Here is a 14,884-nt window from a genome sequence, read left to right as displayed (position 1 = left end):
TCAGGGGGTCAGAACGGCGGTTCGTCCGCGCCGGGTCCGGCCCACGGGTCGCCGCCGCCCGCGGCCGCGCCGGCGGTGGCCGGTTCGCGGTTGGCGCCTGCCCACGGGTCGTCGGGGTTGCCGCTGGTCTTGGCCGCCCTGGTGGCCTTGGTGACCTTGGCGGTGGCGAAGGTCAGCGACGGGCCGATCTCGTCAACCTCCAGGTCGATCGAGGACCGCTTGTCGCCTTCGGGGGTCTCCCAGTTCGACTGCCGCAACCGCCCGGTCGCGATGACCCGCTGGCCGCGCTGGAGCGATGCGGCGACGTTCTCGGCGACGTGGCGCCAGGCGGTGGCCCGCAGGAACAGGGTGTCGCCGTCCACGTACTCGCCGGACTGCTTGTCGTAGCGGCGCGGGGTCGAGGCGATCGAGAACCGGGCCAGCGCGGCACCGGCCGGGGTGAAGCGCAGTTCGGGGTCGTCGGTCAGGTTGCCGACGATCGTGGTGACGGTTTCGTTGCTCATGACAATCAGTTCCTCTGGTCCGTGTGGCCTGGGGTGAGGTAGTAAATGGGTTTGCCGGTGCGGTGGGCGTGGTCGATCTCGCGGTGGGTCGATTCGCCGATGTAGCCGTTGGGGTTGACGACGTACACCCAGCTGGCCAGGTCGATCTTGGCCAGGTGCAGGGCGTCCAGGCGCTGCTTGTCGTCGTCGGTGATGGGGTCGCCGGAGTGGGCGAACACTCCAGGGGCGAGCACGATGTTTCCGGTCAGGGTGAGTTCTCGGTTCGCGGTGGCGATCTGGTCACGGAAGCGGGTGGACCCGCAGATGGTGACCACCTCCGGCGGGGCGCCCATTCCGGGCAGATCGGTCGTGGTCATCGGTGCCACCAGCGCACCCTGCCGGCGGCCTTCTCGAACCGGCGGCGGGCCTTGACCGCGTCGCGGGTTTCGTTGTTGTCGGAGTAGCGATTCAGGTCTGCCAGCGCGGCGTCGTGCTCCTCGCGCGGGGTGAGTTTCTTCTTGCGGGTCTTGGTGTTCGCCACGGTCGTGGTCCTCTCGGGGGTGGGGGTCAGATGGCGTTGCGTTTGGCGCGTTCGGCGTTGTTCCAGATCCGGCGACCGATCCGCAGCCGCCGGCCTTTGCCGTTGCAGCGGGGGCAGTCGCGCCACGACTTGCCGTTGGGGGCGTGCAGCCTGCCCAGTCCTTTGCAGCGCCCGCAGGCGCGGAACGGCCAGATCCGGCAGGTGAGCAGGTAACCGCCGCCGAACACCGCCACGGCGACGACCAGCACCAGCACGCCGCCCGCGGTGATGAGTGCCACCAGCACGGTCAAGCTGCTCACCGGCGGTCCTGGCCGTCGCTGTCGTGGCTGGCGCGGCGAGCGGCCTGGTCGGCGTGGTAGGCGTCCATCTCGGCTTTGACGGCGGCTGCGTCGCCGGTGAGCCAGCCCGACTGGTCGCGGTCGTGGCGGCACCAGCCGATCGAGCGGTGCAGCCGCATCGGCGAGCACCGGTACAGCTGGACCAGCCGGTGACGGTGCCCAGCGCCACCGGCACGCGGCAGCGCGATCCAGGCCAGCATCGGCGCGGCCTGGTGCGCTGTGTGAGTGGTGTCGGCGCCGGCGATCCGGGCCGGTTCACCAAGGATCAGGTCGGCGTGGTCGGGGTTGGTGATGCGCAGCGCGATCCGGGTCGAGATCCGGGCACGCAGCGCGCCCGGGATCGTGGCGAGGTCGCGTGCGGTGACGGCCAGGACCAGGTGGATGCCGAGGCTGTCGCCGATCCCGGCGAGCCAGAACAGCTGTTCGGCGATCGCAGGCCCGTGCTGTTCGTGGGTGAGCCACCAGGCCACGTTCGCGATGATGACGACGTGGCGGTGCAGGTCCGAGGCTTCGGTGTCGGTGCGGGCCGGATCGATCCCGGCGGCGTGCAGCATTTCCAGCGGTACACCGGCCAGATCTTCCAGCCGGTTCACGATCAAGTCGTGGCCGGCGGCGTCCAGGTCGTTGTTCAGGTCCCGCAGGTGGTCGTCGCGGCGCTGCATCTCGGTCCGCAGCGCTAGCAGGTCGGCCAGTGCCTGTTCGGCGGCGGTGTCGTCGGACAGGCCGTCGGCGATGCCGTAGGCGCGGGTGACGAACCGGTGCGCGACGGTCCGCAGCACGACCCACTCGCCGCTGTCGTCGTAGACGTGCAGCCGCGCGGCCGGGAATTTCGCCGCCCAGACGGCGAACGTGCGGACCGTGGAGGACACACCGGTCTTGCGGTCACCGCTGATCAGCACACCACCCAGCCCCAACGACACCGTCTCGCCGGTGTAGGTGAGGCCAACCGGCAGCGCGGTCGCCGTGAACGGCTGGGCCAGCGCCGGCAGTTCCAGCGGCGACCGGAAGAAGCCTCCTGGCAACGGCGACGGTTGCACAGCGTGATGGTGCGGGCGGTGAATGAGGGCTCGGAGGGTGGTGGCGAGAGTGCGCATGAGCGGGCTCCTGTGGCCCTGTGCGGGCCGTTCGGGGGTCGGGTTAGCACTAGCGGCTGTTCGGGGGGTCAAGGGCGCTCCTGGAGGCTGTTTCGGCCGTTTTTGGCATGGCTTCGCTGACCCGTTAGACCTGGTGTCTTCGCAGGTCACGGGTTACTTTCGGTAGCTAGCGCGGGTGCTAGGTCTAGCGGGGCCAGGTGCTAGGCATTCTGGCGATTCGCTGGCCCCGCTAGGGCCGGTGCGGCGCCAGCCACGGACTGCAGTTGTCGGGGGTTCGGCAGGGCTCAGCCGGTGGCCTCACCACCCTCCGAATCGTCACGCTTCGTGTTCGTGTTGGTGGCGCGGGCCTTGGTCAGGTCGGCGCGCTTGATCCCGCGCCGGTTGGCGTTCTTGCCGTCCGTTCCGGCGGCCCACACCTGGTCGGTCTTGAGCTTGAGCGGCTTGAGCGCGTTGGCCAGGCCGGTGGCATCCCAGCCCTTGTAGACATCCGCGCGCAGTTCTTCGAGCCGGTCACAGATGACCTCGGAATGCACCTGCTCCTCACCGGGCGCCATCACGGCGGCGATGTCGTCCAGCAGCGAGAACTGCGGACCGGCCTTCACGTCCGGGGTCTCGCCGGCGGCGTGGCCGGTGATCGTCCCGGCGGCCTCGCGCAAAGCCCTTGCCCGCTTGACGATCTGCTCTGCCTGCGGGCCGTCGATGTAGTACGACCGGACCGTCTGGTGGGCGTCGGCGTGACCCTTCAGGATGCCGATGCCCTTGTCCTTCAGGGAAAACTCGGTCGCGCGCAGCCCGTTCTTGTAGCTGGACGTGCCCAGGACCATGTCGTTCTCGGTCTGGCCCATCACCCGCAGGCACAGCCGGATCCCGGCATTGGCGCTGACCCCGGTCGGCAGCGAGTCGCTGTCGGGACGCTGGGTGGCCAGGACCAACATGATGCCCAGGGCCGGACCGCGCTTGATGATCGCCAGGCACAGTTCCTCGGCCTCGCCACCGTGGGTCTTGTCGGAGAACAACTCCTGGCACTCATCGATCGCGACCACGATCGGGTACAGCCCCCAGGACCGCTTCGCCGCGATCTCCGGGGTGACCTTGTTCTCCTTGCGCAGGTCCACCGGGAGCCGCTTGAGCGCGTGCGCGCGCGTCTCCAGTTCCGCGTGGACCTCGCGCAGTCCCGCCATGGTCGCGTTCAGGGCGGGATCGTCACCGGGACCGGAGTGGAACCGGTGCGCGACCTGCTCCAGGCTGTCCAGGTCACCGGTGCCCTTGAGTTCGTAGACGTACATCTCCACGGTCGGGTCAAGCGCGGCCGCGAGCAGAACCACCCGCAGCGCGAACGTCTTCCCGAACCGGGGCATCGCACCGATCAGCATGTTGCCGAACATCAGCAGCAGCGTGACCATCCGGCCGCGCTGGTCGGTCGCGAACGCGAACGCCTCGAACATCGAGACCTTGCCCTTGGTGGCCAACGGCCACGGCGTCGCGGGCGACTTGGCCATGTCCTTGTCGCCCACCCACAGCACCAGGCGGCCCTCGTGCTGGTCCGGGTCCGGCTCCGGCCACACACAACCCAGCGGCCGGCGCAGCGCGGACGCGAGTCCCTTGCGCTTGTCCATGATGTCGTTCGCGGTCACGCCGTACGGCAGGTCGATGTCGGCCCGCCAGCCCGGCCCGTCACGGTGGATCGGGTTCGGGAACGTGATCCCCCGCCCGGACTTGACCGCGTTGTTGATCAGCGAGTTGTTCAGTGACCCCAACGCACGGATGACCATGTCGCTGGTGAGTTCCGGGACCTTCCCCGTTACCACGGCGCGACCGATCAGCGGCTTGTCCTCGGTCCCGCCCCGGACCCCGAGCCAGGACGCGGCACCGATCGCGAGCAGGACCGCGACCGGGACCGGAGCGGCGAACACCACCACCGCGAGTCCCGCCAGGACCGGGACCGCCACAGCACCCGAGATCGCCAGTCGCGCCTTCTGCCGATCGGCGGTCTTCTGCGCCAGCTTCATGTGCTCCAGCGCGTCGGCCTTGCGGACCGCCTCCAGGCGCAACGGGCGAGTCTCGGCATCACTGACCCAGCGGGTGTAGTCACGCATCACCCGGACCCCGCCACGCGGCACCCGCACCGCGACCCGGCCCGCGTACAACGGCGTGCGGGCAGCGTGGAACTTCGCCTTGTGCTTGACCATGTCGCCCGCCCACACCACCGCGGCCTTGCGGGTCGTCGCGTCGGTCAGCCACAGCGGCAGCACCTCGCGCCGCTCATCGGTGCGATCCCACGGGAACAGGCCCGGAACCGACCCCGGCACCGGATCCACCCGCAGCACCGCCGCGACCGGCTCACCGTCATCGCTGTCGGGGTCCAGGTCGTAGTCGGCCGGCGCGGCCGACTCGGCCGCCGGGACCTCGCGAGCGATCACGTCCTGCACACGCGGAGCGGCCTGGCTGTCCTGGTTCTCGTTGTCCTGGTCGTCGGTGACGGGGTCGCGGTGCAGCGGGACCACCTCGCCCATCGCCTGCCCCGCGTCGTCGCGGTCATCGGCCTGGTCGCCGCTGTGGTCGTTGTCGTCGTGGTTGTTGCGGCCGATGAAGCGCATCAGGCGGCCTCTCCTTCGATCCGGTCCGTGCTGTCGGTTTCGGGGATGTCGATCGCGTCGGGGGTGTCGGTCGGTGCGGCCGGTGTGATGTCGGCCGCCGGCGCATGGGAATACGGGGCTTCGTACCGCCAGGCCTTGGCCCACCGGCGCCCCAGGGACGCATCGACACCGGCGACCCGGGCCAGCTCCGCGCCGCTGGGCTCACGACCCGCCGCGGTCTCGACAACCCAGTGCGCCTGCGCCTTGTCCTTGCCTGTCGTCTTGCCGCCCCGCTTGGCCGCCGGACGGCGAGCCGGGGCCTTGCGGGCGGGCCGCTTCGGCGTCTCCGGCGTTGCGGTGCCAGCGTCGGCGGTCGCGGTGGCCGCGGAGTCGGACTCGAGTGCAGGGGGCAGTGTGGCGGCGGCCAGCTCGGTGAGCGGCTGCGCTGTGGGATTGGCGTCGGCCGCGGTGCGCTCGGCACGCAGGACGGCTTCGGTGAGCCGCTCGCGCAGTACCGGCGCGGTCTCGGCAGCGCAGAACACCAGCAGCGGCGGGACGGAGTGCAGCACGATCCCGGCCACGTCGCGGTCGATGAACGAGTGCCAGGTGTTCATCACGTACGTCGCGGCGAACGCGAACCGCTTGGTCCGCGTCAGCCAGCCGGTGGCGTCGCTGACCTGGTACCGCGCGGTGATCTGCTCGGCACGAAGGACCGCGATCAGCACCAGCGACACCATCGGGTCCAGCAGCCACGCCGCGATCCACGGCAGCGACCAGGTGACCGCGCCGGCGGCGGCGAACGCCTGCACGTTGACCATCGTGAACGCCAGACCCAGCACGATCCCGACCCACATCAACACGTCCACCTGCGTACGGATCGACTCCACCCGCAGCGCGATCACGTCAGGATGCGTGGACAACGCCCGCACCTGCGACGCCTGCGCAGCGGATTCGCGCAGCCTGTCCACCCCGGACCCGGAGCCGGACGACTTCGCGTTGCCGGGGGCAACCAGTGCCGTGCTCACTGGTCCTCCTCGTCGTCCCAGATCTTGGCGCGCAGCCCGACGCTGATGGTCAGGTGCGGTGCGCCGGGGGCGGGCAGCTTCGTACTCGCGACCAGCTCGGTCGTGTATTCGGCCGTGTGCTGGCGCCACTCGATGCCGAGCGCGTCGGTCCAGGCCATGAACCTGGCGCGGACCTGGTCGGCGGACAGGACCAAGGTGGTGATCTCGCCGTACACCGAGAACTCGCTCACGTACCAGTCCAGCCCGGGCAGATCGTCCTTCGCGGCCCGCTGAAGCAGCTGCTCCAGCAGCCGCGTCGAGCGCAGCAACCGGGTCAGGGTCTCGGTGTTGGATCGGGTGTAGGTGCGGGGCGGGTCCGTGGTCAGCGTGACCTCACGGTCCCAGCGGCTCGGACGGGGATTCCAGATCGTCTTGGTGGACTTGGTGGTCATCAGGCAGCGTCCTTGAAGTCGGTGCGGTCACAGGTCTGGTTGGCGCCGTCGCGGGCCGGGAGGATCGCCATCACCGGCACCGGGGCGCAGGACTCGCAGATCGCGAACACCACGCCGGCCACGTCCATCCGCCGCCGGGTCCGCCGGACCGTGCACGCCTCGCAGCGCCGCTCGGTGCCCTCGGCAACCCGCAGCACCAGGTCTCGCGGTGCGGTGGTGTTGTAGCGGTTGCGGTTCATCAGCGGTCTCCAGGTTCGGGGTGGTCAGCGGGTGCGCTGGTCGAAGCGGCCGTGCGCCTTCTCCCAGGCGCCGTTGCGGTGGCCCTGGCGGGCCAGGCACGACGGGCAGGGCTTGCGGCCCTTGAAGCCGTTGCCGACCACGCCTTTGCCCTTGCAGCGCTTGCATCCGGCGACGTTGTTCGGGTCGGTCTTGGTTCCGAAAAACATGGGTTTCTCCTTTGGCTCGTTGAGGTTCAGGCCGCGTCGGCGGTCGTGGCGCCGGTGGCCCAGTCGTCTTTGAGGTTGGTCGCGGGCCGCTCGTGGCGGACCTCGCTGGGGTGCTTGACGAACCGGCCCGCGACGATCCCGACCACCGGCGGCTTCGTGGCCAGGAACGCCGTGCAGCGCTCGAACACCGGGCACGCGGTCCGGCACAGCTGCGCGGCGCGGAACACGTCTTCGCGCGTCACCCGGCCGATCGTCGTGTCGGCGTCCCAGGTGGCCGGGTCGGTCAGGCACGGCACCGTCACGCCGTCGTCGTAGGCGGCCCGGATCCCCGCGTGCAGGTTCTGCTCAGCCCGCGCCTGGTCGCGGGTGTAGGCCGGTCCCGGCAGGCCGGCGTCGTCCAGCGAACCGAACTCGTGCCGCACGGCGGCCTTGGTCGTCTCGTCATCGAACAGCGATGCGATCGGTACGCCGGTCGCCCAGGTGTAGGGAGTGGTCGTCATGCGGCTTCGCCTCCGGTCAGGTCGAACAGATCCAGATGGTCAGTGGAATCGGCGGTGGCCTGCTCGGCGGCCTTGGTCGCGGCCCGCTTGACCGCGGTCTGGCACCCCGCGCACAGCGCCACCAGGTCCGCGCCGGTGACCGCCTCGCGCAGCGACACCGTCGGGTCGGCCGGAACCACCGCCAGGCAGTGAGCCGAACCGTGCGCGATCCCGCAACGGCCGGCGGTCTTGGCGTGGGTCTTGCCGCACTGGCCGGTGCACTCACACACCCACCCCGCAGCAGCCATCACCGCCTGCCACGTCGCGGCACCGACCAGCGGCGGCCGGAACGGATCGAACGCGCCGCTCATGCCGCGCCACCACCCGGACGAACGAACGCCAGCACCCGTGCACCGGCGGCGATGACCTTCGTGGCGCGGTACGCGGCCAGGTCGATCACCGGCGCGAGCACCGTGACCGGAGCGGGGTGGTTGATGGCCATGTGACCGGCGGCGGCGTTCTGCGCCGCCTCCCAGCTGGTCTCGCGGCTCGTGCACGGCCACACCGCCGGCGAACACAAACACGTCCACTCCCAGCAGCCCGCCGCAGCCTTGCGGACCCGGCACGGCCGGTCGATCCGCAGCCCAATCATCACGACGTCACCGCCTGACGGCCGGTGCCCTTGATCAGCACCGCCGTGGACAGCAGCGCAGATAAGAACCCGCCGATCCCGACCGCCAAACCGACATGGTCGACGTGGGCCGCAACCGACATCGGGACACCGGCAGCGACCGCCAGCGCGGGCAGGTACGGCGCCAGCGGCTCGCCGTCCTCGGCAGCCCACACGAACTGCCACGCCGTCTCGGCGACCTGCAAGGCGGCGATCAGCAGCACCAGGATCCGCAGTACCGACGAGCGTTCTCCCAGGTCGATCCCGGCGACCAGTGCCAGCGCGGCGCCGGCGGTCAGCGCGAACAACACCACGAGCCCTCTCGCGGCCACACGGGCGCCCATCACGCCGCCTTCCGGTCGTCACGAACGACCCGGCACTCCGGGGTGGTCAACACGACCGGAGCCAGCGAGATCCGCGCCGCCCGGCCCTGCCGCACGACCTGCTCGACGGCCTCGCGCAGCACCGGCGTCATGTCGTCCTGCGTCCAGCGCATCCCGTCCCACCGGTCAGCGACCTCGTCCCGGACCAACAGCACCGGGCCGGGCGTCGAACCGAACCGCTCCAAACGGCGCTGCGACTCCAGCCACGCCGCCACGTCCAGGCGGTACCGGCGAGCACCAAACGCGCCCATACGGACCTCCCAGCCACGCTCGCGGTGCGAAGCGTCCGACGCGGCGTACAGCGCGTCGACCACGCGGCCCCAAGCCGCCCGGGCGCTCACCGGCCACCACCGTTGAACAGCGCGGCACCGAGCTTGCCGATCGTCGTCCGCGTCCCGTTGGTGAAGTCCTGCGACGGCTCCGACAACAGACCACCACTGTTCGCGATCGTCACGCCCAACATCAACGCGATCACCGCGACCAGACCGGTCGTGAAGTTCTTCCAACACATCAAGACCAGCGCCGACAACAGCACCAGGCCGAAGATCGCCAGCTCCATCTCCGCTCTCCATCCTCTCCAGACGTGATCTTTACTGACTGAGTCAGTACTCAAAATACTGACTGACTCAGTACTCTCTGTCAACCCATGCGCGGGGTGGGACTTATCTAGCTATCTCGCTACGCTTGGACCATGACCGCCGAGACCAGCGCCAAGTACGACCGGGTGGCCAGCGCCCTGCGGGCCGAGATTCGGGATGGCAAGCACAGCGTCGGAGCACCTCTCCCGCCCATTGCCGAGCTGACCGAACGTTTCGGGATTTCCCACATGACCGCGAAGCAGGCACTGAAGGTCCTGCGCGATGAAGGTTTGATCGCGACGGGACGGGGAGCACCTGCCAAGGTCGTCTCCCCGAAAGGGCAGCCGTCCGTTCAAGATCAACTGAATGATCTTGCGGACCGACTTGCCGCGGTCGAGCGCCGTACTGCGAGCCTCGAATCTCATGTGTCTAAGACAACCGGCGTGGGTCGAGAATCCCCATGACCTGGGCATGCATCGGCAGTGCACCAGCAACGCAACAGGGAGTCGACATGCGGGTGATTGGCACTTGGACGGGCGCGCAAGCTACGGCGCTACAGCACGCACTCCGCCTAACTAATGAGGCCTTTGCGGAGCATCTCGGCGTCGCTGTTCGCACCATCGCCAACTGGCACGCCCGTCCTGCGATGGTGCCGGTTCCAGTGCTGCAACAGGCACTCGATACGGCGCACCGCCAAGCTGACAATGACCAGCAAGCACGATTTGCCCAGTCGTTCGAGGGAGACCGGATCGTTGCCGGGCCGGTGGCCGATCCCGGAGCGCTGGACCACATCGGCCGAGACCTCCATCACGCGATCGACTGGCTAGACGAGTCTGCCGGGCTGCCCGACGGCACGACGGAAGCCTCTGTCCTGTCTCGACTTGGACACCTTGATCAACGAACGATCCGCAGGCTCGATCGCGAGCGCAGCAAGGTAGGTCGGGCGACACTTTCCGATGCCACCGCAGCCCTGTACCAACCAGGGATCGAGAGCGGCACCCACCTCTACCGCGCGGAGACAGGCCTCGGGTGCATCACCACCACGATGCTCGTCCGCGACAGTTGGCTTGGCCAGCCAGTTTCATTGGGTGCCGGGAATGATCGGTTCGAGCTGGACCGATCTCCCGCGGAGCCGATCCGACTTGACGCCTTGGCGCAGGTCGCAGCAGCTAACCGCATGGCGGAGATTGTGGCGACGGGCTCGCGGTTCTTTGATGCCCACCTGTACGCGCTCACAGGCGCAAGATTCGACCATGCTGGAGTCTCTGGATCGTTCAGGCTTGGACGGTTTCGCGACTACGCGCTCACCACTGACCTGATCGCGACAGAGCTGGTCGAGGCCGTAGCCACGGGTCAAGCCGACTGGGACCACTTGCCGCTGCGCTCGCGGTATCTCCCCGACGCCGGCCACGCGTTGGATCTGGCGACCCGGGCGCCTGCCGGCGGCGTCCTGTCACTGTTCGCCGCGGCGCGTCCAGCGAGCCGTAGCGGTCGCCCCGCTGACTATGTGCTGCTAGTGCAGGAGCGCTCCGGCCAGGTCGTCAACGGCAACGGTCAGCTCGCCGTTATCCCAAAGGCGTTCCATCAGCCGCTCGTCAACTTCACGGATGACGCGCACCTGTCGATGACACTCCAGCGGGAGCTTGAGGAGGAACTGTTCGGCCGAGACGATCTCGAACTCGGGGGTCAAGGCGTTGCGGACCCGATCCACCCGAGCCGAATGTCGGAGCCGATGCGCTGGCTGATTGATCGGCCGGAACCGGAGACCTGGCGGATGGAGTGCACCGGGCTTGGCGTCAACATCCTGACCGGAAACTACGAGTTCGCCGCCCTGACGGCCATCCATGATGAACACTGGTGGGACAAATTCGGCGGCCAGGTGATGGCCAACTGGGAGGCCAACCATGTACAGCAGTACTCCACTCGCGACACCTCGGCACTCAGCCACCTGATCCACGATCAACGTTGGGGCAACGAAGGACTGTTCGCTCTGATCCGCGGCCTCCTCCGCCTGTCGCAGCTCGGAGGCGAACGCGTCGCCATCCCCCAAATCTCAGAGGAGACCTGATGCCCGCAGAGTGGCATACCGGCAACGCCAACGACGAAGGCGACCAGCACCGCGGATGGATGCTCGGACATTTCATCGAGCCGTCCGACTCACTCCGAGCCACTGGAGATCTGGAGGTGAAGTGGGGCGTCCACCCGGCTGGCCAGACTCGACCGGAGTGGACAGCCGGCGAGAAGAGGACCACGCTGCTAATCCTCGTCAGTGGCACTTTCCGGCTCGATCTGCCCGGTGAGAGCGTGACACTTCAACGCCAGGGTGACTACGCAGTCTGGGGACCAGGGACCGATCATTCCTGGCACGCGGTGGCGGATGCGGTCGTAGTCACCGTGCGGTGGCCGTCACTCGCATGAAAGCCGGGCACTGGCTGGAGGCCCGTTAGAGGTCGGAAGCGCTTGAGTCTTCTTCATCGATCGGTCGGCCGCCTACACCTGGCCGTGGCCGTCCCTCATGCCATTCAATGATGCGGGTGGGCTTCCAAACGTGAGTCCGCCCGAACGTCTCGTCAGGTGCAGGCATCTGGCCACGCTGGCGATACGAACTGATCGTGCCTACTCGAAGGCCGAGGAAGGCGGCTACGTCACTTGTTGTCCACCAGTCGGCCTGCGGATCAGGTTTTGAGTCAGTCACTCGATCATTCTGTCGGACGCCGACCTACGCCGACGAGCGTGTCGAACTCGTCACCACCGTGTCGAGCTGCAATCGGGAGAATGACGCTTGCTGCCCCCGCGCGGTGTCTGTCCCCTGTCCCGGCTGTCCCGGCTGTCCCGGCAACACTCTGACCTGGGGTTTTACCCCTGGCGAGCCGGGACACCTCCCGACCCGGGCTGTCCCGGCTGTCCCGGCTTGCCTCTCAGGGATGCGCACGACCTGACCGCTGATCCCCCTGTCCCGGGTGCCCATCCCGCCGTAACTCCCCGCAAGGCCGAACACCCGAATCCCCCTATGTTCTAGCCTCCTGCAACCTGGGGCAGTGAGGGGCTGGAACATAGGGGGATTCGGGTGTTCGGTGTAGCTGTCGCTGTAGCAACATCGGCCTCTAGCGACCATCCCTCAGGCCCTCGCAGCACCCGGAGCGGCAGTCACGATCGTGCTCTGTGCTGCGGTCTCGCGACCTGAAAAGCGGAAGGTCGGCGGTTCGAGACCGCCCCTGACCACATCAACCCTCTCCGGCTTCCGGGGAGGGATTTTTCTTTCCCACGCGAGCTACGCAGCCGCCTTCCGTCGCTACGCTCCTCCAGGCGGCCGCTGCGCTCGGCTCCCGCCCACCCTCCGGCTTGGCGCCGGCGGTTTGCTGCCTGCTTGGCGCAGGCGTTGCCCGGCTAGCGCCGGCGTTTGGCGGGCTGACACCCGCGGTGCGCGCTATCGCGCGGCGACCATTCTGTGGCTGGCGTAGGCGCCTAACTATCCGTGGTCACTTCTGGCTACCGCCGATGTGTTCGACAACTCTCACCAGGCCGCGGACCTGGTCGTGCTCAACGGGTCGGCACCTGCAGATCGCTCCGCGCCAAGTCGCCCGGCTCTGCGCTCAACTTGAATCTCCTCGCCTGTAAGTGGTTCCAGGTTGTCGACGCATAGGCAGCACCTGCGGCAGGCACGCGCGATAAGCGCGGAGCGGGCGACAAGCCCGCGTACCCGGCGCCAGCCGGAAGGTCCGGCGATAAGCCGGTACTCCGGCGCTAGCCGGATTTGCCTGCGCAAGCAGGCCGCAGGCCGGCGTTAAGCCGGCAGACTCCGCCGGCGATAAGCCGGAGGGTGGGCGGGAGCGGGCGTAGCGGGCGCCTGGAGGAGCGTAGCGACGGAAGGCGGCTGCGGAGACCGCGTGGGATGAAGGCTCTTAGCGGGGGATGCGGTTGGTTTCGTAGGTCCAGATGGCTAGTTCTACTCGGTTTCGGGCGCCGATTTTGAGCATCAGGCTGGTGAGGTGGGTTTTGACGGTGCTGAGGCTGATGTGGAGGTCGGCGGCTATTTCGGCGTTGGTTCGGCCGGCGGCTGCGGCTAGGAGGACTTCCTCTTCGCGGGTGGTGAGGGGGTCCAGGGGTTGGGGTGGGGTTGTGGGGGCGGCGAAGGCGGCTAGGAGGCGGGCGGTGATTTTGGGGGCTATCAGGGCGTCGCCGTTGGCTGCTGCTTGGAGGGCCTGGACCAGGAGGTCGGGGCCGGCGTCTTTGAGGAGGAAGCCTCGGGCTCCTGCTTTCAGGGCTCCGTAGACGTACTCGTCCAGGTCGAACGTGGTGATCACGACGATCGGGATCGGGTCTTGGACGCCGGGGCCGGCTAGTTCTCGGGTGACGGCTATGCCGTCGAGGCCGGGCATTCTGATGTCGAGGAGGCAGACGTCGGGGCGTTGGCGGCGGGCGAGCTCGACGGCTTCGAGGCCGTCGGCGGCTTGGGCGATGACCTCGATGCCGGGTTGGGCGTCGAGGATCATCGCGAGGCCGGTTCGGACGAGGTCTTGGTCGTCGGCGACGAGGACTCGGATGGTCATCGGGCGGCCGTCGTGCGGGCGCGGCTCATTGGCGGGCCGCCGTACGGGGAAGGACCGCTGTGACGGTCCAGCCGCGGTGCGGGTCGGGGCCGGCAGCCAGCGTGCCGCCCAGCAGCAAAGCGCGTTCGGTCATGCCGGGGAGGCCGTAGCCGGAGGGGTTCATCGTGGTCGGCTCTCCGTCGTCGTGGATGGTCAGGCGCACAGTCTCGCCGTACGACGTGAGGTCGACCTCGATGCGGGTCGCGTGTCGTGCGTGCCGGGTGGCGTTGGTGATCGACTCCTGCGCGATGCGGTAGATCGCGGCGCCGACGGCTGGGCCGAGGTCGTCCAAGGCGCCCGACATCGTGAGCTCGACGCGCGGCTGAGCGTCGGCCAAGACCTGCAGGTCGGCGAGGCCCGGTTGGGGCGCGAGTGCGGCGGTGCCGTCGTCGCGCAGTACGCCGACCATCGTGCGCAGCTCGGCGAGCGTTCGGGCGCCCTCCGACTCGATCACGGCGAGTGCTTCGACGGCTGCCTCCGGACGACCAGCCGCGACGGCCTGGCCGGCCTGGGCGCGGATGACGATGGCCGAGACGTGGTGGGCGACCGTGTCGTGCAGCTCGCGGGCCAGCTGTTCGCGTTCGCGGAGCCGGACTTGGTCGCGCTCGCGGAGCCGGGCGGTCCCCCGGTAACGGACCGCGGCGGCGAGGGTCGCCGGGAACAGCAGGAAGATGCTGCCGAAGATCGCTTCGGCGTACCCGGTGAAGTCGCTCACGATGCCCAGCACCATCGCGACCAGGATGACCGCGAATCCGATTAGGATGTCGCGGCCGGATCCCCAGCGGGCCAAGGCGTACGGCAGCAGGATGATGCAGATCATCGTGTAGAGACCGAACGGCGTGCGATCGCCGATCAGCGCCACGATGTCGACCACGATCACCGTGCCGAACACGGCGCAGACCACCGCCAACGGATGCGTACGACGCCAAAGCATCGCGCAGGCGGTGACCAGGGCGACGGCCACTCCGACCGGCCGCCACACGAGGTCCGAACGGAACACACCCTCGAGAACCGCCGCGATCAGCAGCCCGGCGACCAGTGCCCAATCCCGCCACACCCGCTGAGGCGGTTGTGGCGCGCGCGGCTCGGCCAGCAGCGACCGGAGAGCGGTTCTCACCATGCACACAGCGTAATGACTCCGGGCGCCGCGCGGATCGGCTCAAAGTACGGGACGCGACCCGGCCGATCGGCCGAGGAAAGTCCGGCTCATCGCCCGAGGTGCGGCCGGCCCGCCGGTCACAGGCTTGAGACC

At 68.7% G+C, this 14,884-nt stretch carries 20 protein-coding genes; 2 read left to right on the top strand and 18 right to left on the bottom strand.

The genetic code is table 11. The features are described 5' to 3' along the window. Window positions 1–8: 8 nt before the first annotated feature. The 16 genes from HDA39_RS33505 to HDA39_RS33430 all read right to left on the bottom strand — a co-directional run bounded on the left by HDA39_RS33505 (window position 9) and on the right by HDA39_RS33430 (window position 9,024). On the bottom strand, window positions 9–503 hold the full coding sequence (locus HDA39_RS33505) for a single-stranded DNA-binding protein (protein ID WP_184802068.1): 495 nt from the start codon (window positions 501–503) through the stop codon (window positions 9–11). Window positions 504–508: 5 nt separating this feature from the next. Beyond that, a complete protein-coding gene (locus HDA39_RS33500; protein ID WP_238356207.1) occupies window positions 509–859 on the bottom strand; it encodes a hypothetical protein in 351 nt (116 codons plus the stop codon). Further along, window positions 856–1,023 carry a hypothetical protein gene (locus HDA39_RS33495; protein ID WP_184802066.1) on the bottom strand — a complete coding sequence of 56 codons (168 nt, stop codon included), beginning with the start codon at window positions 1,021–1,023 and terminating at the stop codon, window positions 856–858. The genes HDA39_RS33500 and HDA39_RS33495 overlap by 4 nt, the downstream gene beginning before the upstream one ends. Before the next feature lie 26 nt (window positions 1,024–1,049). Next, on the bottom strand, window positions 1,050–1,322 hold the full coding sequence (locus HDA39_RS33490; protein ID WP_202893197.1) for a hypothetical protein: 273 nt from the start codon (window positions 1,320–1,322) through the stop codon (window positions 1,050–1,052). Continuing rightward, window positions 1,319–2,455, bottom strand: a complete 1,137-nt coding sequence (locus tag HDA39_RS33485; RefSeq protein ID WP_184802064.1) for a hypothetical protein — start codon at window positions 2,453–2,455, stop codon at window positions 1,319–1,321. Before HDA39_RS33485 ends, HDA39_RS33490 begins: the two co-directional genes overlap by 4 nt. Before the next feature lie 284 nt (window positions 2,456–2,739). Continuing rightward, window positions 2,740–5,052, bottom strand: coding sequence for a P-loop NTPase family protein (locus HDA39_RS33480; RefSeq protein ID WP_184802062.1), 2,313 nt, complete (start codon window positions 5,050–5,052; stop codon window positions 2,740–2,742). Then, window positions 5,052–6,056, bottom strand: a complete 1,005-nt coding sequence (locus HDA39_RS42735) for a hypothetical protein (RefSeq protein ID WP_337926006.1) — start codon at window positions 6,054–6,056, stop codon at window positions 5,052–5,054. Before HDA39_RS42735 ends, HDA39_RS33480 begins: the two co-directional genes overlap by 1 nt. After that, the gene (locus HDA39_RS33470) at window positions 6,053–6,487 is read right to left on the bottom strand and encodes a hypothetical protein (RefSeq protein ID WP_184802060.1); all 435 of its coding nucleotides are present in this window, start codon (window positions 6,485–6,487) and stop codon (window positions 6,053–6,055) included. The genes HDA39_RS42735 and HDA39_RS33470 overlap by 4 nt, the downstream gene beginning before the upstream one ends. Continuing rightward, the gene (locus HDA39_RS33465; protein ID WP_184802058.1) at window positions 6,487–6,726 is read right to left on the bottom strand and encodes a hypothetical protein; all 240 of its coding nucleotides are present in this window, start codon (window positions 6,724–6,726) and stop codon (window positions 6,487–6,489) included. Before HDA39_RS33465 ends, HDA39_RS33470 begins: the two co-directional genes overlap by 1 nt. A 24-nt stretch (window positions 6,727–6,750) precedes the next feature. After that, on the bottom strand, window positions 6,751–6,933 hold the full coding sequence (locus tag HDA39_RS33460; protein ID WP_184802056.1) for a hypothetical protein: 183 nt from the start codon (window positions 6,931–6,933) through the stop codon (window positions 6,751–6,753). Between the two features lie 26 nt (window positions 6,934–6,959). Further along, complete coding sequence (locus tag HDA39_RS33455; protein ID WP_184802054.1) at window positions 6,960–7,433, bottom strand: hypothetical protein; 474 nt, start codon at window positions 7,431–7,433, stop codon at window positions 6,960–6,962. Then, complete coding sequence (locus tag HDA39_RS33450) at window positions 7,430–7,783, bottom strand: hypothetical protein (RefSeq protein ID WP_184802053.1); 354 nt, start codon at window positions 7,781–7,783, stop codon at window positions 7,430–7,432. The genes HDA39_RS33455 and HDA39_RS33450 overlap by 4 nt, the downstream gene beginning before the upstream one ends. Beyond that, window positions 7,780–8,067, bottom strand: a complete 288-nt coding sequence (locus HDA39_RS33445; RefSeq protein WP_184802051.1) for a hypothetical protein — start codon at window positions 8,065–8,067, stop codon at window positions 7,780–7,782. Before HDA39_RS33445 ends, HDA39_RS33450 begins: the two co-directional genes overlap by 4 nt. Beyond that, the gene (locus HDA39_RS33440; RefSeq protein ID WP_184802049.1) at window positions 8,064–8,426 is read right to left on the bottom strand and encodes a hypothetical protein; all 363 of its coding nucleotides are present in this window, start codon (window positions 8,424–8,426) and stop codon (window positions 8,064–8,066) included. Before HDA39_RS33440 ends, HDA39_RS33445 begins: the two co-directional genes overlap by 4 nt. Beyond that, window positions 8,426–8,806 (bottom strand): hypothetical protein, encoded by a 381-nt coding sequence (locus HDA39_RS33435; RefSeq protein ID WP_184802047.1) that lies wholly within the window; start codon window positions 8,804–8,806, stop codon window positions 8,426–8,428. Before HDA39_RS33435 ends, HDA39_RS33440 begins: the two co-directional genes overlap by 1 nt. Further along, complete coding sequence (locus HDA39_RS33430) at window positions 8,803–9,024, bottom strand: hypothetical protein (RefSeq protein ID WP_184802045.1); 222 nt, start codon at window positions 9,022–9,024, stop codon at window positions 8,803–8,805. The genes HDA39_RS33435 and HDA39_RS33430 overlap by 4 nt, the downstream gene beginning before the upstream one ends. A 132-nt stretch (window positions 9,025–9,156) precedes the next feature. Between HDA39_RS33430 and HDA39_RS33425 the strand changes: the two genes are divergently transcribed. Both HDA39_RS33425 and HDA39_RS33420 read left to right on the top strand, forming a co-directional pair. Continuing rightward, a complete protein-coding gene (locus tag HDA39_RS33425) occupies window positions 9,157–9,507 on the top strand; it encodes a GntR family transcriptional regulator (RefSeq protein WP_184802043.1) in 351 nt (116 codons plus the stop codon). 47 nt (window positions 9,508–9,554) lie between these two features. Continuing rightward, on the top strand, window positions 9,555–11,111 hold the full coding sequence (locus tag HDA39_RS33420; protein WP_184802041.1) for a hypothetical protein: 1,557 nt from the start codon (window positions 9,555–9,557) through the stop codon (window positions 11,109–11,111). A gap of 1,834 nt (window positions 11,112–12,945) precedes the next feature. Here the strand turns inward: HDA39_RS33420 and HDA39_RS33415 are convergent. Both HDA39_RS33415 and HDA39_RS33410 read right to left on the bottom strand, forming a co-directional pair. Next, complete coding sequence (locus tag HDA39_RS33415; RefSeq protein ID WP_184802039.1) at window positions 12,946–13,593, bottom strand: response regulator; 648 nt, start codon at window positions 13,591–13,593, stop codon at window positions 12,946–12,948. Between the two features lie 25 nt (window positions 13,594–13,618). Beyond that, window positions 13,619–14,752, bottom strand: coding sequence for a sensor histidine kinase (locus HDA39_RS33410; RefSeq protein WP_184802037.1), 1,134 nt, complete (start codon window positions 14,750–14,752; stop codon window positions 13,619–13,621). Window positions 14,753–14,884: the final 132 nt, after the last annotated feature.

Origin of the sequence: Kribbella italica (assembly GCF_014205135.1) — a bacterium.
Lineage (GTDB): Bacteria > Actinomycetota > Actinomycetes > Propionibacteriales > Kribbellaceae > Kribbella > Kribbella italica.
Note: the sequence above shows the minus strand (reverse complement) of the source record. Positions and strands in the feature narration are given on the sequence as shown.

Excerpts from the sequence above, each read along its gene's own strand:
- HDA39_RS33465 (WP_184802058.1), bottom strand. The coding sequence starts at position 6,726 with ATGAACCGCAACCGCTACAACACCACCGCACCGCGAGACCTGGTGCTG.
- HDA39_RS33410 (WP_184802037.1), bottom strand. The coding sequence starts at position 14,752 with ATGGTGAGAACCGCTCTCCGGTCGCTGCTGGCCGAGCCGCGCGCGCCA.
- HDA39_RS33430 (WP_184802045.1), bottom strand. The coding sequence starts at position 9,024 with ATGGAGCTGGCGATCTTCGGCCTGGTGCTGTTGTCGGCGCTGGTCTTG.
- HDA39_RS33505 (WP_184802068.1), bottom strand. The coding sequence starts at position 503 with ATGAGCAACGAAACCGTCACCACGATCGTCGGCAACCTGACCGACGAC.
- HDA39_RS33470 (WP_184802060.1), bottom strand. The coding sequence starts at position 6,487 with ATGACCACCAAGTCCACCAAGACGATCTGGAATCCCCGTCCGAGCCGC.
- HDA39_RS33460 (WP_184802056.1), bottom strand. The coding sequence starts at position 6,933 with ATGTTTTTCGGAACCAAGACCGACCCGAACAACGTCGCCGGATGCAAG.
- HDA39_RS33455 (WP_184802054.1), bottom strand. The coding sequence starts at position 7,433 with ATGACGACCACTCCCTACACCTGGGCGACCGGCGTACCGATCGCATCG.
- HDA39_RS33415 (WP_184802039.1), bottom strand. The coding sequence starts at position 13,593 with ATGACCATCCGAGTCCTCGTCGCCGACGACCAAGACCTCGTCCGAACC.
- HDA39_RS33440 (WP_184802049.1), bottom strand. The coding sequence starts at position 8,426 with ATGGGCGCCCGTGTGGCCGCGAGAGGGCTCGTGGTGTTGTTCGCGCTG.
- HDA39_RS33500 (WP_238356207.1), bottom strand. The coding sequence starts at position 859 with ATGACCACGACCGATCTGCCCGGAATGGGCGCCCCGCCGGAGGTGGTC.
- HDA39_RS33480 (WP_184802062.1), bottom strand. The coding sequence starts at position 5,052 with ATGCGCTTCATCGGCCGCAACAACCACGACGACAACGACCACAGCGGC.
- HDA39_RS33420 (WP_184802041.1), top strand. The coding sequence starts at position 9,555 with ATGCGGGTGATTGGCACTTGGACGGGCGCGCAAGCTACGGCGCTACAG.
- HDA39_RS33425 (WP_184802043.1), top strand. The coding sequence starts at position 9,157 with ATGACCGCCGAGACCAGCGCCAAGTACGACCGGGTGGCCAGCGCCCTG.
- HDA39_RS33450 (WP_184802053.1), bottom strand. The coding sequence starts at position 7,783 with ATGAGCGGCGCGTTCGATCCGTTCCGGCCGCCGCTGGTCGGTGCCGCG.
- HDA39_RS33485 (WP_184802064.1), bottom strand. The coding sequence starts at position 2,455 with ATGCGCACTCTCGCCACCACCCTCCGAGCCCTCATTCACCGCCCGCAC.